The sequence below is a fragment of the Curtobacterium sp. PhB172 genome, from assembly GCF_003752545.1.
Taxonomy (GTDB): Bacteria; Actinomycetota; Actinomycetes; order Actinomycetales; family Microbacteriaceae; genus Curtobacterium.
Genome location: NZ_RKIF01000006.1, coordinates 425740 through 449282 on the forward strand (window position 1 = coordinate 425740; position 23543 = coordinate 449282).

General features: G+C 69.7%; 22 protein-coding genes. 12 read left to right on the forward strand and 10 right to left on the reverse strand.

Annotation, left to right across the window (positions count from 1 at the left end; all coding sequences use genetic code 11):
• Positions 1-24 precede the first annotated feature (24 nt).
• Entirely contained in the window at positions 25-180 is a 156-nt protein-coding gene (locus EDF42_RS18865; protein ID WP_185003001.1) for a hypothetical protein, read from the forward strand.
• 151 nt (positions 181-331) lie between these two features.
• Positions 332-925, forward strand: a complete 594-nt coding sequence (locus EDF42_RS06300; RefSeq protein WP_123671765.1) for a dihydrofolate reductase family protein — start codon at positions 332-334, stop codon at positions 923-925.
• Between the two features lie 93 nt (positions 926-1018).
• On the opposite strand, the gene EDF42_RS06305 is transcribed toward EDF42_RS06300, so the two are convergent.
• The gene (locus tag EDF42_RS06305; RefSeq protein ID WP_123671766.1) at positions 1019-2050 is read right to left on the reverse strand and encodes an alcohol dehydrogenase catalytic domain-containing protein; all 1032 of its coding nucleotides are present in this window, start codon (positions 2048-2050) and stop codon (positions 1019-1021) included.
• 91 nt (positions 2051-2141) lie between these two features.
• Here EDF42_RS06305 and EDF42_RS06310 point away from each other — a divergent pair, with 91 nt between their 5' ends.
• Positions 2142-2591 carry a GNAT family N-acetyltransferase gene (locus tag EDF42_RS06310; RefSeq protein WP_123339644.1) on the forward strand — a complete coding sequence of 150 codons (450 nt, stop codon included), beginning with the start codon at positions 2142-2144 and terminating at the stop codon, positions 2589-2591.
• A gap of 16 nt (positions 2592-2607) precedes the next feature.
• Here EDF42_RS06310 and EDF42_RS06315 read toward each other — a convergent pair whose 3' ends face one another.
• Entirely contained in the window at positions 2608-3288 is a 681-nt protein-coding gene (locus EDF42_RS06315; protein WP_123339643.1) for an SDR family NAD(P)-dependent oxidoreductase, read from the reverse strand.
• A gap of 102 nt (positions 3289-3390) precedes the next feature.
• Between EDF42_RS06315 and EDF42_RS06320 the strand changes: the two genes are divergently transcribed.
• Positions 3391-4227, forward strand: coding sequence for a helix-turn-helix domain-containing protein (locus EDF42_RS06320; protein ID WP_123339885.1), 837 nt, complete (start codon positions 3391-3393; stop codon positions 4225-4227).
• A gap of 52 nt (positions 4228-4279) precedes the next feature.
• Here EDF42_RS06320 and EDF42_RS06325 read toward each other — a convergent pair whose 3' ends face one another.
• The 3 genes from EDF42_RS06325 to EDF42_RS06335 form a co-directional block, all read right to left on the reverse strand.
• Positions 4280-5626, reverse strand: coding sequence for a DUF1254 domain-containing protein (locus EDF42_RS06325; RefSeq protein WP_123671767.1), 1347 nt, complete (start codon positions 5624-5626; stop codon positions 4280-4282).
• Between the two features lie 98 nt (positions 5627-5724).
• The gene (locus EDF42_RS06330; protein WP_123339641.1) at positions 5725-7635 is read right to left on the reverse strand and encodes an ABC transporter ATP-binding protein; all 1911 of its coding nucleotides are present in this window, start codon (positions 7633-7635) and stop codon (positions 5725-5727) included.
• A gap of 31 nt (positions 7636-7666) precedes the next feature.
• A complete protein-coding gene (locus tag EDF42_RS06335; protein ID WP_123671768.1) occupies positions 7667-8887 on the reverse strand; it encodes a beta-ketoacyl synthase in 1221 nt (406 codons plus the stop codon).
• A 55-nt stretch (positions 8888-8942) separates the two neighbouring features.
• Here EDF42_RS06335 and EDF42_RS06340 point away from each other — a divergent pair, with 55 nt between their 5' ends.
• Positions 8943-9551: a TetR/AcrR family transcriptional regulator C-terminal domain-containing protein gene (locus EDF42_RS06340; protein WP_123671769.1), complete on the forward strand. Its 609-nt coding sequence runs from the start codon at positions 8943-8945 to the stop codon at positions 9549-9551.
• A 118-nt stretch (positions 9552-9669) separates the two neighbouring features.
• Here the strand turns inward: EDF42_RS06340 and dhaM are convergent, their stop codons facing one another.
• From dhaM to dhaK, 3 genes are all read right to left on the reverse strand, one after another.
• Entirely contained in the window at positions 9670-10392 is a 723-nt protein-coding gene (dhaM, locus tag EDF42_RS06345) for a dihydroxyacetone kinase phosphoryl donor subunit DhaM (RefSeq protein ID WP_123671770.1), read from the reverse strand.
• Positions 10389-11030 (reverse strand): dihydroxyacetone kinase subunit DhaL, encoded by a 642-nt coding sequence (gene dhaL / locus EDF42_RS06350; protein WP_123671771.1) that lies wholly within the window; start codon positions 11028-11030, stop codon positions 10389-10391. The genes dhaM and dhaL overlap by 4 nt, the downstream gene beginning before the upstream one ends.
• A gap of 74 nt (positions 11031-11104) precedes the next feature.
• The gene (gene dhaK / locus EDF42_RS06355; protein ID WP_123671772.1) at positions 11105-12106 is read right to left on the reverse strand and encodes a dihydroxyacetone kinase subunit DhaK; all 1002 of its coding nucleotides are present in this window, start codon (positions 12104-12106) and stop codon (positions 11105-11107) included.
• A gap of 318 nt (positions 12107-12424) precedes the next feature.
• On the opposite strand from dhaK, the gene EDF42_RS06360 reads away from it, so the two are divergent.
• Both EDF42_RS06360 and glpK read left to right on the forward strand, forming a co-directional pair.
• Entirely contained in the window at positions 12425-13150 is a 726-nt protein-coding gene (locus tag EDF42_RS06360; RefSeq protein WP_123294418.1) for an MIP/aquaporin family protein, read from the forward strand.
• Positions 13151-13224: 74 nt separating this feature from the next.
• On the forward strand, positions 13225-14736 hold the full coding sequence (gene glpK / locus EDF42_RS06365) for a glycerol kinase GlpK (RefSeq protein WP_111084025.1): 1512 nt from the start codon (positions 13225-13227) through the stop codon (positions 14734-14736).
• A gap of 504 nt (positions 14737-15240) precedes the next feature.
• Here the strand turns inward: glpK and trpD are convergent.
• A complete protein-coding gene (gene trpD / locus EDF42_RS06370) occupies positions 15241-16296 on the reverse strand; it encodes an anthranilate phosphoribosyltransferase (RefSeq protein WP_123339635.1) in 1056 nt (351 codons plus the stop codon).
• A gap of 70 nt (positions 16297-16366) precedes the next feature.
• On the opposite strand from trpD, the gene EDF42_RS06375 reads away from it, so the two are divergent.
• The 5 genes from EDF42_RS06375 (at position 16367) to EDF42_RS06395 (ending at position 21745) form a co-directional block, all read left to right on the forward strand.
• On the forward strand, positions 16367-17005 hold the full coding sequence (locus EDF42_RS06375) for a heme-copper oxidase subunit III (protein WP_111084027.1): 639 nt from the start codon (positions 16367-16369) through the stop codon (positions 17003-17005).
• Positions 17006-17026: 21 nt separating this feature from the next.
• On the forward strand, positions 17027-17836 hold the full coding sequence (locus EDF42_RS06380; RefSeq protein ID WP_123294420.1) for a cytochrome c: 810 nt from the start codon (positions 17027-17029) through the stop codon (positions 17834-17836).
• 33 nt (positions 17837-17869) lie between these two features.
• Complete coding sequence (locus EDF42_RS06385) at positions 17870-18934, forward strand: ubiquinol-cytochrome c reductase iron-sulfur subunit (RefSeq protein WP_111084029.1); 1065 nt, start codon at positions 17870-17872, stop codon at positions 18932-18934.
• Positions 18934-20622 (forward strand): ubiquinol-cytochrome c reductase cytochrome b subunit, encoded by a 1689-nt coding sequence (locus EDF42_RS06390; protein WP_123339633.1) that lies wholly within the window; start codon positions 18934-18936, stop codon positions 20620-20622. Before EDF42_RS06385 ends, EDF42_RS06390 begins: the two co-directional genes overlap by 1 nt.
• A 163-nt stretch (positions 20623-20785) precedes the next feature.
• Positions 20786-21745 carry a phosphodiesterase gene (locus EDF42_RS06395; protein ID WP_123294422.1) on the forward strand — a complete coding sequence of 320 codons (960 nt, stop codon included), beginning with the start codon at positions 20786-20788 and terminating at the stop codon, positions 21743-21745.
• Between the two features lie 166 nt (positions 21746-21911).
• Here EDF42_RS06395 and EDF42_RS06400 read toward each other — a convergent pair whose 3' ends face one another.
• Complete coding sequence (locus EDF42_RS06400) at positions 21912-23465, reverse strand: stealth conserved region 3 domain-containing protein (RefSeq protein ID WP_123294423.1); 1554 nt, start codon at positions 23463-23465, stop codon at positions 21912-21914.
• Positions 23466-23543 lie beyond the last annotated feature (78 nt).

The following is a 23543-nucleotide window of genomic DNA, read 5'->3' on the forward strand; positions in this document are numbered from 1 at the left end:
CACGGTCGGCGTACCGTCCGGCGCATGAGCTACAGCCAGCCAGACCCAGCCGAAGAGACCACCCAGAGCGAGACGCCGGAGCAGCCGGACACCGACCAGGAGAACCTGGAAGAACAGGGCGGCGAGCCAGCGGCGCTCGAGATCGACGCCGACGACGTCCCGACGAAGCCTGCTGACTGACACGGTCGCCCGACGATGTGCTTCGTGAGCAGGAAAGGTCGAGTCCGCGGGTGGGACTCGACCTTTTCTGCTCACCAAGCGCCTGGTGCCGCTTACAGGCATACGCCGATAATGCATATTATGTCAACTCAGGTCCGGACAGGGGCTCCCCGTGCGTGAACTCGTCCTGAAGATGTCGATGTCGTTGGACGGCTTCGTGGCTGCTCCCCGAGCCGAATCGGACTGGATGTTCCGCGGCGGGAGTCCGGACTCGATGGCCTGGGTGCTCGACGTCGTCGCTGGTGCCGGCGTGCACGCGTTCGGCCGCAAGACCTTCGAGACCATCTCAGGTTTCTGGCCGACCGCGCCTGTGCCGATCGCCGAACCGATGAACCGGATCCCCAAGGTCGTCTTCACCACGCAACGCGACTTCGATCCGCGCTCGGTGCCGGTCCCCGACCTCGAGTCCCCCGCGGCGGCGACCTGGACGGGTGCGCGGGTCGCAGCCGGACCGCTCGAAGCCGAGGTGACAGCGCTCAAGCAGGAGTCGGGCGGGTACGTCCTCGCTCAGGGCGGGACGGAGTTCGGCCGCAGCCTCGTCCGGGCCGGTCTGGTCGACGAGTACCGGCTGGCGGTCCTGCCCGTCGCGCTCGGATCGGGCGATGGCGTGTTCGCCGACCTGATGGACGAGCTCGATCTCGAACTGATCAGTTCTCAGGCCTTCGCCGGCGGCGCGCTCGGACTGGTGTACCGACCGAAGCGCTGAGCAGTTCAGGAGACAGCGCTGTCCAGTTCAGGAGACAGTGCTTTTCAGTTCAGGAGACAGCGCTGTCCAGTTCAGGAGACAGCGCTGAGCAGGTCAGAAGACGGCGACGGTCATCCCGGCCGATGTGGCGGGACGATCCATGGCGACCATCGCCCCGGGCAGGTCGTCGAAACCGATCGTCCGACCGATCGAGTCGTCCGGACGCAGTCGCCCGGTGACGACGTCGGCGAGCATCGCCGCGTACTCCCCCACGGAGATCCCGTGGCTGCCGAGCAGTTCGAGCTCATCAGCGATGACGCGGCCCATCGGGATCACCGGCTCGGCCTCGTCGTCGAGCAGCAGGCCGACCTGCACGTGACGTCCCCGAGGGCGCAGGGAGGCGACCGCTGCGACGGAGGTCGATCGGCTGCCGAACGCGTCGATCGAGACGTGCGCGCCACCGTCGGTCCGAGCGCGGACCGCGGCGACTGCCGCTCCGTCCATCGGCACCGTGACGGCGCCGAGTGCCGCAGCACGTTCGAGTGCCGCCGACGAGACGTCCACGGCGATCACCTGTGCGCCCGCCGCGACCGCGACGATGATCGTCGACAGGCCGACGCCGCCGCAGCCGAACACGACCACCCACTCCCCTGCTGCGACCCTCCCTCGGGCGTGCAGCGCGTGGTACGCCGTCCCGAACCGGCACCCGAGCGCCGCGGCTTCGGCGAAGCCCACGGCGTCCGGCAGCGCGACCACGTTGACGTCGGCGTGCGGGACGACGACCGACTCGGCGTGGGAACCGGGCAGCGTGAACCCGGGCTGCTGCTGGCGCGTGCACACCTGGGTGGCGCCGTCGACGCACTCCGGGCACGTCCCGCAGGCGAACACGAAGGGCGCGGTCACCCGATCACCGACCGAGACCCGGGTCACCGAGTCCCCGACGGACGTGACGACACCGGCGAATTCGTGCCCGGGGACGTGCGGCAGCGAGACGGAGTCGTCGTGCCCCTTCCAGGCGTGCCAGTCACTGCGGCACACCCCGGTGGCCGCGACCCGGACGACGACACCGTGGTCCGGTGCCACCGGATCGGGCAGGTCGACGATCGACGGGGCGGATCCGAACTGGTCGTACTGGACTGCGCGCATCCCGCCATCGTCCCAGACGGTCGTGCCGCGTTGTCCACAGGCGACGGATTGGCCGTTGCCCGCCGATGGCGACCGCCGGTTCACTGGTCCCATGGACGAACCGACCGCACTGCACTTCTCCGCCGACCCCGCCGACCTCGACGTCGACCGCGTGCACCGCTGGCTCAGCGAGCAGTCGTACTGGGCACGGGGTCGCAGTCGTGCCACCCAGGACGCGATCATCGCCGGGTCCCGCAACTTCGGCGTCTACGACACGGCGACGGGTGCGCAGCTCGGGTACGCCCGGGTGATCACCGACGGGGTGACGTTCGGCTGGCTGGCCGACGTCTTCGTCGATCCGGACGCTCGTGGCCGTGGTGTCGGCGTCGCCCTCGTGCAGGGCGTGACCGACGCGATCGAGCCACTCGGGTTGAAGCGGTTCGCCCTGTTCACCGCGGATGCGCACGGACTGTACGAGCGGTTCGGGTTCCGTCCGCTCCCCGACCCGGAAGGCTGGATGATGCGCCCCGGGCCGGGGTTCGGTGCCGACGTGCACGACTGAACCGGACGCCGTGACCTCAGTACTCGATGCGGCCGTCCCGGTTGTGGAACTCTCCCGTGGGCCCGTCCGGCCCGACGGTGGCGAGCGCGACGGTCGCGTCCGTGCCCTCGGTGATCGTCTGGTGCCCGCCGAACCCGTTGAACTCGGTGGCGGTGTACCCGGGGTCACTGACGTTGACGCGGAACCCCGGCAGGTTCTTCGCGTACTGCACGGTCAACGCGATCACCGCGGCCTTCGACGCGGCGTAGGGCACCGCCGGCACCGCGTACTCGTCGTGGCCCGGGGTCGTCAACCACCGGGCGAACCCGACGCCCGAGGCGACGTTCACGATGACGGGGTGGTCGGACGCCCGCAGGAGCGGGAGCGCTGCCTGCGTGACCCGGACGATGCCGGTGACGTTGGTGTCGAGCACGGCGGACATGGCCGCGGCGTCGAGGTCGTCGACGCCGAACGACGTCCCGAGGATGCCGGCGTTGTTCACGAGCACGTCGAGGACGGGGATGGTCGCGATCGCGGCGTCGATGCTGTTCTGGTCGGTCACGTCGAGCTGGACCACCTCGGCGCCGAGGGCGCGTGCTTCGTCGCCCGTGGACGGATCGCGCATGCCGGCGTACACGGTGTGGCCCGCGTCGACGAGGCGGCGGACGGTCTCGAGCCCCAGGCTGCGGTTGGCTCCGGTAATGAGTGTCGTTGTCATGCCCCCACTCTCCGCCCGAGCGGCTGACTCCCCCAGGCACCGTGCGACGGTGGGACCACCAGTACCAGGACGGACGGGAGGCGCGGGGCGAAGATGGTGGACATGAGCGAGTTCGCGAGTGTGTTGCGTTCCTGGCGCGACCGCGTCCGTCCCGAAGAGGTCGGCCTACCGGCCGGGCCCGGCCGACGCACGCCGGGTCTCCGACGCGAGGAACTCGCCGCGCTCGCCGGGGTGAGCGTCGACTACGTCGTCCGCCTCGAGCAGGGCCGCGCGCTGAACCCCTCACCGCAGCTCCTCGGCGCCCTCGCCACGGCGCTCCGGCTCACCGCGGCCGAGCGCGACCACCTGTGCCGGGTCGCGGGCGTCGCTCCCCCGTCGCTCCAGGTCGTCCCGCGGCACATCACCCCCGGGGTGCAGCGGCTCGTCGACCGGCTCGGCGACGTCCCGATCGCGGTGTTCACGGCGACGCACGACATCGTGCTGTGGAACGACCTGTGGGCTGCGTTGAACGGTGACCCGTCCCGGACGGTGGGGATCGAGCGCAACCTGGTGTGGCGCCACTTCATGCACGCGCACGACGGCGTCGAGTGGGACGACGAACACCAGGAGGAGTTCTCGAGCGACCTCGCAGCGGACCTCCGGCAGGCATCCGGCCGCTACCCCGCCGACCGCGACCTGGCCGAGCTCGTCGCGCGGCTGCGGCGGGAGTCGCCCGAGTTCGAACGTCGCTGGGACACCGGTCGTATCGCCGAACACCGGGCGAGCCGCAAGCAGGTGCACACGCCCGTCGGGCCGATCGAGATCGACTGCGACGTGCTGACGGTGCCGGGCGGCGACCTGCGGATCGTCGTCTACACCGCGGTCCCCGGTACCGAGGACGCCGCGAAGCTCGACCTGCTGCGCGTCACCGGTCTGCAGCAGTTCACCGCAGCCCCGTGACCGCGATGGGCGAGCACGGCCGCTGACGTCCGGACGGCGGCTGGTCCCCTGGCTAGTGGTCCGAACGAACGACTGCCGGAGCGGTCCACGCTCGGCTCAGGACGGCGTCGTCCGGTTCGTACATCCGGAGGATCGGGCGGAAGTCCCCGGCGGGGCTCGGGAGCCAGTTGGCGTCCGGGTCCGCTGGCCGCTCGTGGCTGATCGTGATCGTGAGTGCGCCGTCCGGGTCGCGGACGATGCCGGGTGTCCGGTCGCCGACCGAGTAGCGGTCGATGGGGTTCGCGACGAGGTAGAAGTCGGGCATGGAGTACATGGTCAGCGACCAGAACCCGCCGACGGGAGGGGTCGGATCGAGACGGAGCGTGTAGGTCCGGGCCCCCGTGAGCTGCTCACCCTGGTCGTCGACGTACGTCATGATGTACGCCGCCTCGTACGCGTGGTTGCCCCACAGACCACCGAGTGCCGCTGCGGCGCGTTCGACGATGCGGAGTTCCGGATCGGTGATCGTGAATCGGTCGTCGTCGAGCGCACCCACCTCGAAGAAGTCGAGGTTGTAGTCGAAGGCGTGCAGGGTGAGCTTCCAGCCGTTCACCTGCGGGCTCGCACCCGAGGTGAGCGCGTGCTCGAGCGCCGCTCGTCCGGCGTCGAGACCGGCGGCGAGCGTCTCGTGCGCGGTGGTGGACAGGTCGAGGTACGTGCTGGTCGGCGCGGTGGTGCCGGCGGGAGCCAGCGACCGCTGCAGTTCGCGGTCGCGTGCCGCGGGCGGGAACTGCTGGGACCAGACGCGGAACTGCTCGAGGAAGACCAGGTCCTCGGGAACGGCTGGGTCCGGTTCGGCGAGGCCGATCGGACGGGCAGCGTCGTCCAGCGGCGTCAGCGTCGTCGCGTCCTGGAGCGCGTGCACGGCGGGCAGATCGTCGTCGCTGCTCACCGCCCAGCGGCCGACGATGGACGCCACCGTCGTCGGGAAGTGGATGACGGTCGTGCCCGACGGTGCGGAGTCGTCCCACGTCGGTGGCACGAGGAGGAACTCCGCGGCCTGGGTGCCGGTCGCACGGTGGCCGACGTAGGCGAAGTTGTCCGTCCACGCGGACACGAACTGCAGCACGTAGTACCGCCCGGCCGTGTCGGGCACGCGCAACCGGACCGGTCCGACACTGAGGTCGATCTGGGCCATCGAGTACAACGTGTCGTTGTTGATGGTGACGAACGTGTCGTCCGGCCCGGCGAGGGTACGGGCGTGTCCGAAGGAGTTCCACGGTGCCGCAGGAACCGCGCCGACACCGGTCTCGACGTACCGCGCGACCTGCGCGAGGTTGAACACCAGCGGGAAGCCGTACAGGTACGCCTTCGTCAGGAGTGCTCGGTCGGCATCACTGCTCACTGCTGTGTCGGTCATGCAGCGATCTCACCGCGAACCGCCGCCAGTGGCTTCACCCCGAACGGGTGAGCAGGCCGCGATGCGACTTCCGGCATCCCCCGATCAGAGCTCGTGCCTCACTGCGACGAGCTCGGGCTCAGCGCTTCCTCGTCCGCCGCGACGTCCTTCTGCACCGCGAACTGGGTCCGGTGCAACTCCTCGTACCGTCCGCCCACGGCCAGCAGTTCCTCGTGGGTCCCCCGCTCGACGATCGAACCGTCCTCGACCACGAGGATCAGGTCCGCGCTGCGGATGGTCGACAGTCGGTGGGCGATCACCATCGCCGTCCGCCCCTCGAGCGCCTCGCTGAGCGCAGCCTGCACGGCGGCCTCGGACGTCGAGTCCAGCGCGGCGGTGGCCTCGTCGAGGATGACGACGCGCGGCTGGGCGAGCAGGAGCCTGGCGATGGTCATCCGCTGGCGCTCGCCGCCGGACAACCGGTAGCCGCGCTCCCCGACCATGGTGTCCAGCTGGTCCGGCAGGGAGCGGATGAGCGGTTCGAGCCGTGCGCGCCGGACGGCGTCCCACACCTCGTCCTCGGTCGCCTCGGGCCGTGCGAGGCGCAGGTTGGAGCGGATGGTCTCGTGGAACAGGTGGCCGTCCTGCGTCACCATCCCCATGGTGTGCCGCATGGAGGCGAACGTGACGTCGCGGACGTCCGACCCGGCGAGTCGTACGGCGCCGCTGTCGACGTCGTACAGGCGGGAGAGCAGCTGCGCGATCGTGGACTTGCCGGCCCCGGAGGTGCCGACGAGGGCGACGGTCTGTCCCGGCTCGATCCGGAACGAGACGCCGTGCAACACCTCGTCACCGCCGCGGGTGTCCAGCGTGGAGACCTCCTCGAGCGAGGCGAGGGAAACCTTGTCCGCAGCGGGGTAGGCGAAGCGGACGTCGTCGAACTCGACCGCCACCGGGCCGTCGGGGACGGTGCCGGCGTCGGGCTTCTCCTGGATGAGCGGTTCGAGGTCGAGGACCTCGAAGACGCGCTCGAAGCTGACCACCGCGCTCATGATCTCCACCCGGGCGTTCGCGAGGCTGGTCAGCGGCGCGTACAGGCGGGTGAGCAGGAGGGCCAGCGTCACCACGTCGCCCGTGTTCAGCTGGCCACCGAGTGCGAGGGCGCCGCCGACCCCGTAGACGAGCGCAAGGGCGAGGGCGGAGACCAGGGTGAGGGCGGTCACGAAGACGAACTGCAGCAGGGCACTCCGCACCCCGATGTCGCGGACCCGGGCGGCGCGGACGCGGAACTCCTCGGCTTCCTCGTCGGGCCGGCCGAACAGCTTCACGAGGGTGGCGCCGGGCGCGGAGAAGCGCTCGGTCATCTGCGTGCTCATGGCGGCGTTGTGGTCGGCGGCCTCGCGACGCAGTGCGGCGAGGCGGCTGCCCATGCGCCGCGCGGGGACGAGGAAGATCGGGAGCATGACGATCGCCAGGACCGTCACGAGCCAGGACGTGCTGAGCATGACGGTCAGGGTGAGGATCAGTGCCACGAGGTTCGTGACCACGCCGGACAGCGTGCCGCTGAAGGCCTGCTGCGCGCCGATCACGTCGTTGTTGAGGCGGCTGACGAGGGCACCCGTGCGTGTGCGGGTGAAGAAGGCGATCGGCATCTTCTGCACGTGGTTGAAGACGGCGGTCCGGAGGTCCAGGATCACGCCTTCGCCGATGCGTGCCGAGAACCAGCGCGTGGCGAGCGACACGCCTGCGTCGCCCACGGCGACCAGGGCGATGACGACCGCGAGCCAGGTGATCGTGCTGAGCGCGCCCCGAGCGACGATGACGTCGACCACCCGGCCGGCGAGCACCGGTGTCGCGACCGCGAGGACGGCGCCCACGACGGAGAGGACGATGAAGACCACCAGCTTGGCCCGGTAGGGCACTGCGAACGTCATGATCCGCCGCACCGACTCGCGCGAGATGCCGTGCTTGCCGTCCTTGGCGGTGGAGATCTTGTACAGCGAGCTCCAGGCCACGCCTTCCATGCTCATGGCAGTCAGGATACGTCGGTCCCCGTGCCCCTCAGACCGCGGTGAACACCAACGAGGCGTTCTGTCCGCCGAACCCGAACGAGTTGTTCAGCGCCGCACGCATGGTCGCGGTCCGAGCCGTCCCCGCCACCACGTCCAGGTCGATCGCCGGGTCCTGGTGCTGCAGGTTCAGCGTCGGCGGCACGACCCCGGTCTCCAGTGCCCGGACCGTCAGGATCGCCTCGACTGCTCCCGCCGCACCGAACATGTGCCCGATGGCGCTCTTCGGCGCGGTGACGAGCGCACCGGTCCCGACAGCACGACCGATCGCCGCTGCCTCACCGACGTCCCCGACCGGGGTCCCGGTCGCGTGCGCGTTGACGTGGTCGATGTCCGCACCGGTGAGCCCGGCCATCCGGATCGCCGCCGTCATCGCGCGCTCCTGCTCGCTGCCGTCCCCGAGCGGGGCGGTGATGTGGAACGCGTCCGACGTGATCCCCCACCCGGCGAGCGTCCCGTGCGACCGCTGTGCGCGTGCGGCGGCGTGCGAGGCCCGTTCCAGGACGACGAACCCGGCGCCCTCGCCGAGCACGAACCCGCGGCGGTCGGCGTCGAACGGTCGCGACAACGTGGTGGGGTCGTCACCGTCGGGCTTCGCGAGGGCCTGGGACTGTGCGAACGAGGCCATGGTGACCGGCGTGACCGCCGCTTCGGTGCCGCCCGCGATGACGACGTCGGCCTCCCCCGTGACGATGAGCCGCGCGGCCGTCGCGATCGCCTCGGCACCGGACGCGCACGCCGAGACGGTCGTGTACGCACCGGCGCGGGCGCCGTACTCGATGCTGATCTGCGCCGCGGCTCCGTTGGCCATGAGCATCGGGACGGTCCGGGGCGACACCCGACGCGCGCCCGAGGTCCCGAGCACGTCGTGCGCGTCGAGCAGCGTCTCCACTCCCCCGATGCCGGTCCCGACGACGACGGCCAGGCGGTCGCCGTCCACCGCGGGCGCGCCGGCGTCGGCCCAGGCTTCGCCGGCGGCGACGAGCGCGAGCTGCTGGCTGCGGTCGAGTCGGTTCGCCCGGACGCGACCGAGTGCGGAATCGGCGTCGAGTGCCGCGTCGGCGCCGACCATGATCGGCACCCGTTCCCAGAGCTGCCGGTCGCGGTGCAGCTCGTGCACGCCGGAGCGTCCGGCGACCAGGGCGTCCCACAGTGGCACGACGCCGTGGCCGAACGGCGAGACGGCGCCGTAGCCGGTGATGGAGATGTCCACGAGTGCTCCTTCTTGTACGTTGAACAAGTGGAGTTGTACCACGTACAATTCAGAGATGGCAACCACCGACGGCACCGGGACGACCCGCGGCGCGGCGACCCGGGCGAGGATCCTCGCCGCGACCGCCGGACTCCTCAGCGCAGGGGCAGCCGGCGTCGCGGCCGGAGCGAGCACCGCACGCCACGCCGTCACCGTCAGCGAGATCGCCCGTGCGGCCGGGGTCTACCCGAACCAGATCACGCACCACTACGGCTCGAAGGACCGCCTCGTCCTCGACGCCGCCTTCGCGCTCTTCCTTCGCGACACCACGCGCCTGCAGGCAGCCGGTCGGCGCGCCGGGTCCGCCGACGCGTTCCGTCAGGTGCTCGCACGCACCGCGCTCGCCATGCCGTCGACACTGCTCGTCGTGCGCGCGCTGGCCGCCGCCGGTGACGACGACGCCCAGCGGGAGCGCGTGCGACTCCTGCTCGCGGTCCTGTTCCGGCAGTCGGAGCGCTACCTCGAGCGCGTCGTCGCCGAGCACGGCTGGACGAGTCCGAGCGGTGTCGGACGTGATGCCCGGACGTTCTGGAGCGCGGTGTTCGGCGCCACGCTCCTCGCGGATGCGGGCGTCACCGGCGGCCCGTCGGACCTCGACCTGGCCGGCACGGTGTCCATCCGCTGACGCCGAGACTCGGCCCGGGCGGGCCGAGTCTCGGCCCAGGCGACCGTTCTCGCGCTCAGCACGGCGAGGACTGTCGCCTCACGCGAGACTCGGCTGCGAAGCTGAGCGGCCGCGACGCCTACTCGCCGAAGCCGCTCCGCACCAGCTCCACCAGCGCGTCGACCGCGACCTGCGCATCGGTCCCGCTCGCCTCGATCGACACGGTGGCGCCCTTCGGCAGTGCCAACGCCATGATCGCCAGCAGGCTCTTCGCGTCCACGCCGTTCACGCGCACGGCTGCGTCGTACTTGGCTGCCGTCTTCACGAACTCCGCCGCGGGGCGGGCGTGCAGGCCGGTCTCGTTCACCAGTTCGACGCTCGCGGACGCGGCCACGTCGTCGACGCTGGCCGCCCCGTCACCCGGCCCCGGGCCTCCCGGCTGGTCACCGGACGGACGGGAGGCAGTGCTCGCGTCGTCCGCGGACCCTGCGGCGGACGCCGCAGCAGCGAGTACTGCCTCGGCGTCACCGCCCGTCTGGGCCGCGACGGCCGCGGCGACCGTGCCCTCGACGAGGGGAGCCTGCGAGACGTGCACGCGTGCGCGGACGTCGTCGTCGAGGAAGTCGAGCGCCGTGTCGGTGGTCAGGTAGGCCGAACCGAGGTCGCACAGGACGACGACGGCGTCGGCGTCGGCGAGCTCCTCGATGCCGGCGGTGATCGCCTCGAACGACGTGCCGATGCCGCCGTCGTCGGTCCCGCCCGCGGCGACGAGCGGCACGTCGGCCGCCATCTGGCGGGCGAGCTCGACGGTGCCGGAGGCGATCGCAGCGCTGTGCGAGACGATCAGGATGCCGACGGTCACGCGGCGGAGCCCGTCGTCGCGTCCACCGCGGCACGCAGGATGTACGCCGTCGACTGCGCACCCGGGTCGCGGTGCCCGACGGCGCGTTCGCCGAGGTAGCTCGCACGACCCTTGTGGGCGATGAGCGGTTCGGTGGCCTCGGCGCCCGAGGCGGCGGCGTCGGCCGCGGCGGCGAGCACCGCTGCCGGGTCGTCACCGGCTGCGGCGGCCGCGGTGGCGGCGTCGACCGCGGGGGTCCAGGCGTCCACCATCGTCTTGTCTCCGACGGCGGCCTTGCCGCGCGAGACCACGCCGTCGCGGGCTGCGGCGAGCACGGCGACGAGCGTGTCGGCGTCGATCTCGGACGCGTCGCCGGCGGCCTGGGCTGCCTTCAGGTACGCGGTGCCGAACAGCGGGCCAGCGGCGCCGCCGACGGTCGAGATGAGCTTCGTCGCGACCGTCTTCAGCACGGCACCGGGCGTGTCGAAGGACCCGCCGTCGACGGCCTCGAGCACGGCCCGGAAACCGCGGTCGAGGTTCTCGCCGTGGTCCCCGTCACCGATCTCGCGGTCGAGTGTGACGAGTTCGGCCCGGTGTTCGTCGATCGTCGCGGCGGTGCGACGGACCCAGTCGATGGCCCATGCGGTGTCGAGCGCCAATGCGGTTCCCTTCGTGTTTCCGGCCCGGTGGGCTCGGTGTCGTGGTCGGTGGGCGAGCGGTCGATGTCGGCCGCTCAGCGACCCCAGCGCAGTGCCGGGGTCTCCACCGGTGCGTCCCAGAGTGCCGTGAGTTCCTCGTCGAGCACCGTGACGGTGAGCGAGAACCCCTGCATCTCGAGGGACGTGACGTAGTCGCCGACCAAACTACGCGTGACGTCGTACCCGCGGTCCGTCAGCACCTCGGCGGCGCGGCGGTAGGCGATGTACAGCTCGGACAGCGGGGTGCCGCCCATGCCGTTGACGAGCAGGAGCAGCTCCGAGCCGGCCGGAGCGTCGAGGTCGGTCAGGATGGGTTCGAGCACACGGTCGACGAGCTGGTCGGCAGGTGCCATCGGGATGCGCTCGCGCCCGGGTTCGCCGTGGATGCCGATGCCGAGTTCGACCTCGTCGTCGGCGAGCGTGAAGGACGGCTCCCCCGCGTGCGGCACGGTGCCCGACGCCAGGGCCAGGCCCATCGACCGCGTGACGTCGTTGACGTGGCGGGCGACCGCGGCGACGGCGTCGAGGTCGTCGCCGCGCTCCGCCGCGGCGCCGGCGCACTTCTCGACGACGACGGTGCCGGCCACGCCGCGGCGACCGGCGGTGTAGAGCGAGTCCTGCACGGCGACGTCGTCGTCGACCACGACGGCCTCGACGCGGATGTCGTCCATCTCGGCGAGCTCGGCGGCGGTCTCGAAGTTCAGGACGTCGCCGGTGTAGTTCTTCACGATGTGCAGGACGCCGGCGCCGCCGTCGACGGCCTTGGTGGCCGCGACGATCGGGTCGGGGGTCGGACTCGTGAACACCGGGCCCGGGACGGCGGCGTCGAGCATCCCGTACCCGACGAAGCCCGCGTGCAGCGGCTCGTGTCCGCTGCCACCGCCGCTGACGATGCCGACCTTGCCGGCGACGGGTGCGTCGGCGCGGTGCAGGTGGATCGGGTCCTCGACCAGGACGACGTGTCCGGCGTGTGCCCGGGCGAATCCCCGGACGGTCTCGTCGACCACGGCCTGCGGGTCGTTGATGAGCTTCTTCATGCGCGTGCCTCCACGGGTACGGGGCCGAGCCGAGGCGAACTGCACACCGCCGTCGTCGACCGGAGTGCGCCCAATCTACATCCGACGCCCGGGCGCTCGTTCGTCCGGTCTGCACGTTCGTGCAGCGCGGCGGGGACGCGTCACCGGCTCGCGATCCTCTGCGGCGCACGGCGCTTGCACGTTCGTGCATGTTCGCGGAATTCCCTCAGGAATTCATCGCCGCGTCGTTCGCCTCGTCACTAGGCTCGGCCTCAATCACTCAACGGGGAGTGCGGCGCAGCACCACCGGACCCCCACCTCACGCACTGGAGGTCACCGATGGACGACATCGGCGTCAAGTTCCTGTCCGAGCTCGTCGGTACAGCGATGCTCATCATCCTGGGTGGCGGTGTCGTCGCCGCCGTCTCCCTCACGAAGTCGAAGGGCTTCGGGGCCGGCTTCCTCATGGTCACGATCGGTTGGGGCTTCGCGGTATTCGCCGGCGTCCTCGTGTCCTACAAGTCGGGCGGCCAGCTCAACCCGGCCGTCAGCCTCGCCCAGGCCATCCTCGGCAACATCAGTGTCGGCACGATGCTCATCTACTGGCTCGCGCAGATGATCGGCGCGGTCATCGGTGCCGTCATCGTCTGGCTCGCCTACAAGCAGCACTTCGACGAGGAGCCCGACGCCGCTGCGAAGCTCGGCGTCTTCTCCACCGGCCCCGCGATCCGGTCGTACGGCTGGAACGTCGTGACCGAGATCATCGGCACCTTCGTGCTCGTCTTCGTCATCCTCGCGATGACGAACGGCAAGGCACCTGCCGAACTCGGCGCCGTCCCCGTCGCCTTCCTCGTGATCGCGATCGGTGTCAGCCTCGGTGGCCCGACCGGCTACGCCATCAACCCGGCCCGTGACCTCGGCCCGCGCATCGCGCACGCCTTCCTGCCCATCAAGGGCAAGGGGTCGAGCGACTGGTCGTACGCCTGGGTGCCGGTCGTCGGACCGCTCGTCGGCGGTGCACTCGCCGCCGTGCTGTCGCTCGCGCTGCTGCCCGTCGTCAGCTGAACCCACCCAACCCCGGGGTGAGCGGCCCGCGATCGCGTGCCGCTCACCGCACCGAACACCCGTAAGGAGCACCAATGGCCGACTACATCGTCGCCATCGACCAGGGCACGACCTCCACCCGAGCGATCGTCTTCGATCACTCCGGCTCGATCATCTCGACCGGGCAGAAGGAACACGAGCAGATCTTCCCGCGCGCCGGGTGGGTCGAGCACGACCCCGCCGAGATCTGGGACAACACCCGCGAGGTGATCGGTCAGGCACTGTCGCGTGCCGACATCACGCGTCACGACGTCGCCGCCGTGGGCATCACGAACCAGCGCGAGACCGCCGTCGTCTGGGACAAGACCACCGGCAAGCCGATCTACAACGCGATCGTCTGGCAGGACACCCGCACGCAGTCGATCGTCGACAAGCTCGCCGACGGTGACACCGACCGCTACAAGGCCATCGTCGGACTCCCGCTCGCGACCTACTTCGCCGGCACCAAGATCATGTGGATCCTCGAGAACGTCGAGGGTGCGCGTGAGAAGGCCGAGGCCGGGGACCTGCTCTTCGGCACCACCGACACCTGGGTCCTCTGGAACCTGACCGGCGGCGTCGACGGCGGCGTCCACAAGACCGACGTCACGAACGCGTCCCGCACGCTGTTCATGGACCTCGAAACGCTCCAGTGGCGCGACGACATCCTCGCCGACTTCGGTGTGCCGAAGTCGATGCTCCCGGAGATCGTCAGCTCCTCCGAGGTCTACGGCCACGTCGAGTCGTCCAACCTGCTCCGCGAGGTCCCGATCGCGGGCATCCTCGGCGACCAGCAGGCCGCGACCTTCGGCCAGGCGGCGTTCGACCAGGGCGAGTCGAAGAACACCTACGGCACCGGCAACTTCCTCATCTTCAACACCGGTACCGAGATCGTCCGCTCCGAGAACGGCCTGCTCACCACCGTCGGCTACAAGCTCGGCGACCAGGAGACGCACTACGCACTCGAGGGCTCGATCGCCGTCACGGGTTCGCTCATCCAGTGGCTCCGTGACAACCTCGGTCTCATCGGCAGTGCCCCGGAGGTCGAGGCGCTGGCCAAGACCGTCGAGGACAACGGCGGCGTGTACTTCGTGCCGGCGTTCTCCGGGCTCTTCGCGCCGTACTGGCGTCCGGACGCTCGCGGCGCCATCGTCGGTCTGACCCGTTACGTCAACAAGGGGCACATCGCACGTGCGGCCCTCGAAGCGACGGCGCTGCAGACCCGCGAGGTCCTCGACGCGGTGAACGCCGACTCGGGCGTGGACCTGACCGAGCTCAAGGTCGACGGCGGCATGACCGCCAACAACGAGCTCATGCAGTTCCAGGCCGACATCCTCAACGTGCCGGTGGTGCGTCCGGTCGTCGCCGAGACCACGGCGCTCGGCGCGGCCTACGCGGCCGGTCTCGCGGTGGGCTTCTGGGCCAACCTCGACGAGCTCCGTGCCAACTGGCAGGAGGACAAGCGTTGGGAGCCGCAGCTCGACGCCGCGGAGCGCGAGCGCACGCTCCGTCTCTGGAAGAAGGCCGTCACGAAGACCTTCGACTGGGTCGACGAGGACGTCCAGTAGCGACGCAGGCGCACGCTGACCGCGTGCACTGAACGCACCGACGGGAGGCCCGGTGCCGGTTCCAGGAACCGGCACCGGGCCTCCCGTCGGTTGCGTCTCCTGCGCGTCGGTCGCGGGGTCCGTTTGGCGGGCGGGGGTGGTGCGGTGGTGGGGTTGTGGCCGGCACTGCACGGTGCGGGTTTGTTCGCCGGGCGCAGCGGTGACCGCCGGGTGCGCGCTTGGAGCGCAGCACCGAGCCGTCAGGCTCGCACCGGGTGACGCACCGCGCATGGTGCGGCTCGCGCGGAAGCGGCGCTGGACTGCGGACCGCGCACGGTGCGGCCTGGAGGCGCGGGGCGAACCCGCAGCGGGCCTCCCGTCCGGCACGGGGTTGCCGGCAGTGCGCGGTGCGGGTTTGTTCGCCGGGTGCAGTGGTGACCGCCGGGTGCGCGCTTGGGGCGCAGCACCGAGCCGTCAGGCTCGCACCGGGTGACGCACCGCGCACGGTGCGCGGGGCGGCGCGGACTACGCGGCGGGAGCTTCGCCGACCCAATCAGCCAGCTTGCGGGTGCCGGCGCCGGAGTCGATCGCCTCGGCCGCGACCGCGAGCTGCTCGCGGAAGCGCTGCAGGATCGGGCGGTCGGACTCGGCCGGGTCCTGCGCCAGACGGAAGGAGACCAGTCCCGCTGCGGCGTTGAGCAACACGATGTCGCGCACCGGGCCGGTCTCCCCCGACAGCACGCGGTGCACGACGCCGGCGTTGTGCTCGGGATCGCCACCGAGGAGGTCTTCCGTGCGTGCACGTGCGATGCCGAGGTCGCGCGGGTCGAGGTCGTGCTCGATGATGCGCCCGCCGGTGACCTCCCAGATGTGGCTGTGGCCGGTGGTGGTGAGCTCGTCGAGGCCGTCGTCCCCGCGGAACACCAGGGCGGTCGCGCCGCGGGTCTGGAACACGCCCGTGATGATCGGCACGAGTTCGAGCTGCGCGACGCCGACCGCGTTCGCTTCGCACCGTGCGGGGTTGACGAGCGGCCCGAGGAAGTTGAACACCGTGGGCACACCGATCTCGCGGCGGACCGGCCCGGCGTGGGCGAAGCCCGGGTGGAACGCGTTGGCGAACGCGAAGGTCAGTCCGACACGCCGGAAGGTGTCCGCGACACGCGCGGCGTCCATCGTGAGATCGAGCCCGAGTGCGGCGAGCACGTCGCTCGAACCGGACTTCGACGAGCTCGCCTTGTTGCCGTGCTTCACGACGGGCACCCCGGCGGCGGCGATGACGATCGCCGCCATGGTCGAGACGTTCACGGTGCCGACGACGTCCCCACCCGTCCCGACGATGTCCAACGCCATCGGGTCGACGTCCAGCGGAACGGCGGCGTCGAGGATCGCGTCGCGGAACCCGACCACCTCGTCGACGGTCTCGCCCTTCGCACGGAGCGTCACGGCGAACGCGGCGATCTGTGCCTGGGTGGCGCGCCCGTGCACGATCTCCTCCATGGCCCATGTGGATTGCCTGATCGTCAGGTCCTCGCGCGCCATGAGCGCGCTGATCACTGCAGGCCAAGAGAGTGCGTCAGGCATGGCTCGATCGTAGTGAATTCGAGAGACCCGCCAGTCTCCTGCGAAAACACTGTCTGGGGTTTCGGCCATAATGGAGGACGTGACTAGCACCCCTCTCTCCAGATCCGCCAGCGGTCCGGCCCTGAACAGGCCGAACGCCGTTGCCGTGGGGACGATCGTGTGGCTGGGCAGCGAGGTCATGTTCTTCGCCGGCCTGTTCGCGATCTACTTCACGCTGCGCAGCACGTCCCCCGAGCTGTGGGCGGCCGAAACCTCCAAGCTCGAGGTGCCCTTCGCCTCGGTGAACACGATCATCCTGGTGCTGTCCAGCTTCGCGTGCCAGTTCGCCGTGTTCGCTGCAGAGCGCTTCCAGGTGCACCGCACGAGCTGGAACCCGCGCCACTGGGGCATGACGGAGTGGTTCTTCGTCACCTACGCGATGGGCGCGATCTTCGTCTGCGGCCAGATCTTCGAGTACGCCAACCTCTGGCACGAGGGCGTCACGCTCTCCTCCAGCGCCTACGGCTCGGCCTTCTACATGACGACCGGGTTCCACGGCCTCCACGTCACTGGCGGCCTCATCGCCTTCCTGCTGACGCTCGGCCGCGGCTTCGCCGCGAAGAACTTCGGTCACAAGGAAGCGACCACCGCCATCGTCGTGTCGTACTACTGGCACTTCGTCGACGTCGTGTGGATCTTCCTCTTCGCCGTCATCTACCTTCTCAAGTAGGAACTGGACACCCCCGAGCACATGTTCAACAGAACCAAGACCAAGAAGGGCCGCCGTTCACCGATGGCGACCGTCTCGCTCATCGTCGTCGGCCTCATGACCACCGGCGGTGCGTACGCGCTCTTCAGCTCCACGGCCAACGCCGACGACAGCACGAGCACCGTCGCGGCGACCAGCCAGTCGAAGGTGAACGAGGGCCAGAAGCTCTTCGCCTCGAACTGCGCGACCTGCCACGGCCTCTCCGCCCAGGGCACGAGCGAGGGTCCGTCCCTCATCGGTGTCGGCGCCGCCTCGGTCGACTTCCAGGTCGGCACCGGCCGCATGCCGATGGCCGCCCAGGGTCCGCAGGCCGAAGAGAAGCCCGCGCAGTTCACCGACGAGCAGGTCGACGCCCTCGCCGAGTACGTCGCCTCGCTGGGCCCCGGCCCGGCCGTCCCGTCCACCGAGCTCACCAACGGTGAGGACGGCGACGCGGCCGAGGGTGCCGAGCTCTTCCGCATCAACTGCGCCATGTGCCACAACGTGGCCGGCGCCGGCGGTGCCCTGACCGAGGGCAAGTACGCTCCGAACCTGTCGACGGTCTCCGGCAAGCACATCTACGAGGCGATGCAGACCGGCCCGCAGAACATGCCGGTCTTCAACGACCTGAACCTCACGCCGGAGCAGAAGGCCGACATCATCACGTACCTCAAGTACGTGCAGGACAACAAGTCGCCCGGCGGGTTCGCACTCGGCTCCCTGGGCCCGGTGGCCGAGGGTCTGTTCATCTGGATCTTCGGACTCGGCGCGGTCGTCGCGATGACCGTCTGGCTGACCGCGAAGTCCAACTGATCGTCCGTGTCGAACGACACTGAAGGGAACACCATGGCAGAGCACGACGACGAGACGCTGAACTCGTCCTCGGCTGTCGAGAAGCACGGCACGACCACCTCCCCCGGGATCGCGGTGCTGCCCACCGACCCGTTCGAGAACCCGGGTGAGCCGCCGCACCGCGCGCGCCGCACCGACGTCGACCCGAAGAAGCAGCGCCTGGCCGAGCGTCAGGTCGCGACCTTCTTCTACCTCTCGATCGTCGGCAGCGTCCTCTCGATCGCGGCCTACGTCGCGTTCCCGATCGACTCGAACGACTTCGGGACGGTCCGCACCGCGAACCTCTTCCTCGGCCTCTCGATCGCCCTCGCGCTCATCGCGCTGGGCCTCGGCGCGGTCTACTGGTCGAAGTCGCTCGTCGTCGACCGCGAGATCACCGAGCTCCGCCACGGCACCCGCGGCACGGACGCGACGCGCGCCAAGGCCGTCGAGGCCTTCCAGCTGGCCGACAAGGAGTCCGGCTTCAGCCGTCGCAAGCTGATCCGCAACTCGATGATCGGTGCGCTGGCCGCGTTCCCGCTGCCGGGCATCGTCCTGGTCCGCGACCTCGCTCCGGCCGAGGACCCGAACGAGCTCCTGCGCCACACCTTCTGGAAACAGGGCCTTCGCCTGACGAAGGACCCGACGGGTCTGCCGATCAAGGCCTCGGACGTGACCATCGGCTCGGTGTTCCACGTCATCCCCGACGGCATGCTCGACTCCGAGCACATGCTGGAGGAGAAGGCCAAGGCCTCCGTCCTCCTCATGCGTCTCGACCCGAAGGACCTCAACCCGTCCAAGGGCCACGAGAACTGGGGCTACGACGGCATCGTCGCGTACTCCAAGATCTGCACCCACGTCGGATGCCCGGTCGCGCTCTACGAGCAGCAGACGCACCACCTGCTGTGCCCGTGCCACCAGTCCACCTTCGATGTCTCGAACAACTGCGAGGTCATCTTCGGTCCGGCCGCACGCCCCCTCCCCCAACTTCCGATCGCGATCGACGACGACGGCTACCTGGTTGCCCAGAGCGACTTCCACGAGCCGGTCGGACCGTCCTTCTGGGAGCGTGAACGCTGATGACCAGCACCCCCACCACCACGGCACCGAGCAGCACGGCCAACAAGCCGGCTCCGGAGCGCGGATCCCGCATCATCGGCGGGGTCTCGAACTACATCGACGAGCGCACCAGCATCTCGGGGCTCGTCAAGGAAGTCGGCCGGAAGATCTTCCCGGACCACTGGAGCTTCATGCTCGGCGAGGTGGCGCTGTACAGCTTCGTCGTCGTCCTGCTCTCCGGTACGTTCTTGACGTTCTTCTTCCAGGCCTCCATGGCCGAGGTCGTCTACAACGGCACGTACGTCCCGCTCAAGGGCGTCGAGATGTCGACGGCGCTCCAGTCCACGCTGGACATCTCGTTCGACATCCGCGGTGGGCTCTTCGTCCGCCAGGTCCACCACTGGGCAGCCCTGCTGTTCGTGGCATCGATCATGTTGCACATGGCCCGCGTGTTCTTCACCGGTGCCTTCCGCAAGCCGCGTGAGCTCAACTGGGTCTTCGGCTTCCTGCTCTGGGTCCTCGCCATGGGTGAGGGCTTCACCGGCTACTCGCTCCCCGACGACCTGCTCTCCGGAAACGGTCTGCGGATCATCGTCGGCATGATCGAGGGCGTCCCGGTGATCGGCGTCTGGATCGCCTACCTGCTCTTCGGTGGCGAGTTCCCGGGCACCGACATCGTCGGCCGCCTGTACACGCTGCACATCCTGCTGCTGCCGGCGATCCTCGTCGCGGTGCTCGGTGTCCACCTCGTGCTCGTCGTGATCAACAAGCACACCCAGTTCGCCGGCCCGGGCAAGACCAACGACAACGTCGTCGGTGTCCCGATCCTCCCGGCGTTCGCCGCCAAGGCCGGCGGGTTCTTCTTCATCGTCGCGGGCATCATCGCCCTCATCGCGTCGATGTTCACGATCAACCCGATCTGGAACTACGGCCCGTACGACCCCTCGCCGGTCTCCGCCGGTACCCAGCCCGACTGGTACATCGGCTTCGCCGACGGCGCACTGCGTCTGGTGCCGCCGCACTGGGAGGTCGTGTGGTTCGGCTACACGGTGTCGTTCAACATCCTGGCGCCCATCGCGGTCCTGGTGCTGCTCATCCTCGCGATCCTGCTGTACCCGTTCCTCGAGTCGTGGATCACCGGCGACAAGCGCGAGCACCACATCCTGGACCGCCCGCGCAACGCCCCGACCCGCACGGCGATCGGTGCCGCCGGCATCACGCTCTACGCCAGCCTCTGGGCTGCGGCGTCGTCGGACATCATCGCGACCCACTTCCTGGTGTCGATCGAACACGTGATCCACGTGATCCAGGCCACGACGGTCCTCGGCCCGTTCGTCGCCTTCTGGATCACGAAGCGCGTGTGCCTCGCACTCCAGAAGAAGGACCGCGAGATCGTCCTGCACGGCTACGAGTCCGGTCGCATCGTCCGACTCCCCCACGGTGAGTACATCGAGGTGCACGAGCAGCTCGACGAGTACGAGCGCTGGAAGCTGTTGCAGTTCAACGAGTACAAGCCGCTCATGATCCGCCCGAACGCCAAGGGGCAGATCACCGTGGTCCAGAAGGCCCGTGCGAGCGTCTCCCGCTTCTTCTTCGAGGACCGCATCGAGCCGGTCTCGAAGGCCGAGCTCGAGGCAGCGCACGCCGCCCACCACGGCCCGGACCTCGAGGGCAGCCACCAGGCCCCGCAGGTCGAGGAAAAGCACTAAGCGCGACGACAGGAACCCCCGCCACCACGTGGCGGGGGTTTCTTCGTGCGACGGGCGAAACGCCGCCCCCAGTTCACGGCTGGTTCACCGACACGTGCTGGACTCATCCAGGACGGTGTGGCAACGTGTTGCACCACGCATCCGCCAACGGAATGAGACCCCGATGGACAGCCGGACGGCCGAACACCCCAGGCCGAACCACTTCCTCCTCCACCTCAGCGACACCCACCTCGTCTCTGGCGACGGCGATCTGTACGGCGGGGTCGACTCCGCCGCCCGGCTCACCGAGATCGTCGCGGACATCGAAGCATCAGGCACCCGGCCCGAGGCGATCGTCGTCACCGGCGACGTGGCCGACAAGGGCGAACCGGGTGCCTACGCCCGTGTCCGCGAGATCGTCGAGCCGGCTGCCCGCCGGATCGGTGCCCAGGTCATCTGGGCGATGGGCAACCACGACGAGCGCGGCGCGTTCCGTCAGGAGCTCTTCGGGTTGCACCCCACCGACCGTCCGGTCGACTTCGTCTACGACGTCAACGGTCTGCGGGTGATCACCCTCGACACGAGCGTCCCGGGCCACCACCACGGCGAGGTCTCCCCCGAGCAGCTCGACTGGCTGGCCGAGGTCCTGTCCGAGGCTGCGCCGCACGGCACCATCCTGGCGATGCACCACCCGCCCGTGCCGAGCGTGCAGGACCTGACCGTCCTCGTCGAGCTCCGCGACCAGCAGGCCCTTGCCGAGGTCGTGGAGGGCAGTGACGTCCTGTCCATCATCGCCGGACACCTGCACTACTCGACGAGCGCGGTCTTCGCGGGTATCCCGGTGTCGGTCGCCAGTGCCACCTGCTACACGCAGGACCTCACCGAGTTCCAGGGCGGCACGCGTGGGCGGGACGGCGCGCAATCGTTCAACCTGGTGCACGTCTACGGCCACAACGTCGTGCACTCGGTCGTCCCGATCGGGCACTACTCCACGGTCGGCGAACCCGTGTCGGCCGTCGAGACCGAGGCCCGCCTCGCAGCGCACGGGGTCACGATCCCGCCCGCGGTCGAGCCGGCTCCGGTGACCTCGAGCATCCCCGTCTTCACGCTCGACTCGGTGCCGGTCTCCCCCGTCCACCGGTAGGTCGCCGCACTTCGTGAGCAGGAATGGTCGGGTCCGCAGTGCGGACCCGACCATTTGTGCTCACCATGTGCGGTGCGCCCCGGCAGGACGCTGGCGCGTCCTACGCGCCCCTTGGGACCGGGCTCGCAGGCTCGCCCGGAGCGCCCCGGCAGGACGCTGGCGCGTCCTAAGCGCCGGGGCGCTCCCACGGCGCGGGGAAGGGGAAGTAGCGCTCGAGGAAGTCGGTCACGCGCTGCGTCCGCTCCTCGTCGCTGACCTCGGGGAAACTGCCGTCGTTCAGGCAGAAGAAGTCCGCGTTCCGCTTCTTGAGCAGCTCGTCGAGCGACCGCAGCCCGGACTGCATCGTGGTGTCGATGTAGCGGACGTCGGCGTTCTCCTGCGTGATCGCCCGACCCGTGAGCAACGAGTAGTAGTGGTAGAGCGAGTTGGTCACCGAGATGTTCTCGGCAGCACGGAAGCGCGACGCTGCCGTGGCACGGAACTCGTCGGCGAACTCGTGCTCCATCTCCGTCATGATCGACGACCGGAGCGGGGTGGGGGCGTGCTCGAGGTGCCTGGTGGTGACCGCACCGAACCGCTGCTGCAACAGGCGCCGGTTGACCCGTGCGGAGTTCTCGAACCCGCTGCGCGCGGCGTTGTTCACGCCGAGCCCGATGCGGGTGGTGGCGAGGATGAACTTCGACACCGACCCCGGGCTGAAGAACACCGAGGGGTCGACGGTGCGGCCGAAGAACATGTCGTCGTTCGAGTAGATGAAGTGCTCGCTGATGCCCGGGATGTGGTGCAGCTGCGACTCGACGGCCTGCGAGTTGTGCGTCGGCAGGACGGACGGGTCGGCGAAGAACTCCTCGCTGCGCACGATGCGGACCTTGGGGTGGTCGGCGAGCCAGTGCGGGGCGGGTGAGTCGGTGGCGATGTAGATCTGGCGGATCCACGGCGCGAACGTGTGCACCGAGCGGAGTGCGTACTTGAGCTCGTCGATCTGGCGGAACCGTGCGGGGGCGTCGTCGCCCTCGCCCAGGACGGCCGTCGCCTGCGCTGCCTGGCGGGCGCGCTGGTACTCGATGGCGTTGCCGTCGACCCACGAGAAGACGATGTCGATCGGGAACCGGATGTCGGAGACGTGGTCGTCGAACATGTGCTCGACGGTGCGCCAGGTGCGGCCGTAGCGCTCGATGTCGACGAGCACGAACTCGTCGACCGGCAGGCTGCGGCGCATCAGTGCGTTCTCGACGGGCGCGAGCACCTCGGTGTCGGTGAGTCGCCAGAACTCGAGCTGCACGCTCGTCTCGGCGCCGTAGCGCAGACGACCGAGGGGCTCGAGACGCGGACGGAAGACGCGCAGCACCGGCTCGTCGACGGGCCCGAGGCCGTCGTCCTGGACGAGCACGGCCGGTTCGCCGGGCGGCTTCGCGTAGAACGGTTCGTTGACGGCGGCGGCCATGACGGCGCTCTCCGCACGCTGCCGGTCGCGCTCGTCGATCGCGATGACCGGACGCTCGTCGTTGCCGCGGATGAGCAGGTGGTCGACGTCCGCCTCGGTCAGCGCGTCGTCCAGGAACAACAGGTCCTCGATCATCGACTGCTGCGGCGTCAGGTGGCCGTTGAGCAGCGTCAGGCGCCCCTTGCGGACGACGACGTCGGGCCGGTCGAGACCGCCGGAGGACGGTCGAGGGGTCAGCAGAGGACTCTCGGTCACCGGCTCGGTCTCGTCGTTCATCCATGCCCTTCGGGTCGTGCTGCCGGGTCCTGTACCCGACCCTGCGATCCTACCGTCCGCCCGCCCGGTCGGTTCCGC

Bases quoted from the DNA above. Each gene is read 5' to 3' on its own strand.
- EDF42_RS06385 (WP_111084029.1), top strand. From the start codon at position 17,870: ATGGCAGAGCACGACGACGAGACGCTGAACTCGTCCTCGGCTGTCGAG.
- EDF42_RS06320 (WP_123339885.1), top strand. From the start codon at position 3,391: ATGAGCGAGTTCGCGAGTGTGTTGCGTTCCTGGCGCGACCGCGTCCGT.
- trpD (WP_123339635.1), bottom strand. From the start codon at position 16,296: ATGCCTGACGCACTCTCTTGGCCTGCAGTGATCAGCGCGCTCATGGCG.
- EDF42_RS06390 (WP_123339633.1), top strand. From the start codon at position 18,934: ATGACCAGCACCCCCACCACCACGGCACCGAGCAGCACGGCCAACAAG.
- dhaK (WP_123671772.1), bottom strand. From the start codon at position 12,106: ATGAAGAAGCTCATCAACGACCCGCAGGCCGTGGTCGACGAGACCGTC.
- EDF42_RS06400 (WP_123294423.1), bottom strand. From the start codon at position 23,465: ATGAACGACGAGACCGAGCCGGTGACCGAGAGTCCTCTGCTGACCCCT.
- EDF42_RS06380 (WP_123294420.1), top strand. From the start codon at position 17,027: ATGTTCAACAGAACCAAGACCAAGAAGGGCCGCCGTTCACCGATGGCG.
- EDF42_RS06375 (WP_111084027.1), top strand. From the start codon at position 16,367: ATGGAGGACGTGACTAGCACCCCTCTCTCCAGATCCGCCAGCGGTCCG.
- EDF42_RS06315 (WP_123339643.1), bottom strand. From the start codon at position 3,288: ATGACAACGACACTCATTACCGGAGCCAACCGCAGCCTGGGGCTCGAG.
- glpK (WP_111084025.1), top strand. From the start codon at position 13,225: ATGGCCGACTACATCGTCGCCATCGACCAGGGCACGACCTCCACCCGA.
- EDF42_RS06305 (WP_123671766.1), bottom strand. From the start codon at position 2,050: ATGCGCGCAGTCCAGTACGACCAGTTCGGATCCGCCCCGTCGATCGTC.
- EDF42_RS06330 (WP_123339641.1), bottom strand. From the start codon at position 7,635: ATGAGCATGGAAGGCGTGGCCTGGAGCTCGCTGTACAAGATCTCCACC.
- EDF42_RS06395 (WP_123294422.1), top strand. From the start codon at position 20,786: ATGGACAGCCGGACGGCCGAACACCCCAGGCCGAACCACTTCCTCCTC.
- EDF42_RS06360 (WP_123294418.1), top strand. From the start codon at position 12,425: ATGGACGACATCGGCGTCAAGTTCCTGTCCGAGCTCGTCGGTACAGCG.
- EDF42_RS18865 (WP_185003001.1), top strand. From the start codon at position 25: ATGAGCTACAGCCAGCCAGACCCAGCCGAAGAGACCACCCAGAGCGAG.
- EDF42_RS06340 (WP_123671769.1), top strand. From the start codon at position 8,943: ATGGCAACCACCGACGGCACCGGGACGACCCGCGGCGCGGCGACCCGG.
- EDF42_RS06310 (WP_123339644.1), top strand. From the start codon at position 2,142: ATGGACGAACCGACCGCACTGCACTTCTCCGCCGACCCCGCCGACCTC.
- EDF42_RS06325 (WP_123671767.1), bottom strand. From the start codon at position 5,626: ATGACCGACACAGCAGTGAGCAGTGATGCCGACCGAGCACTCCTGACG.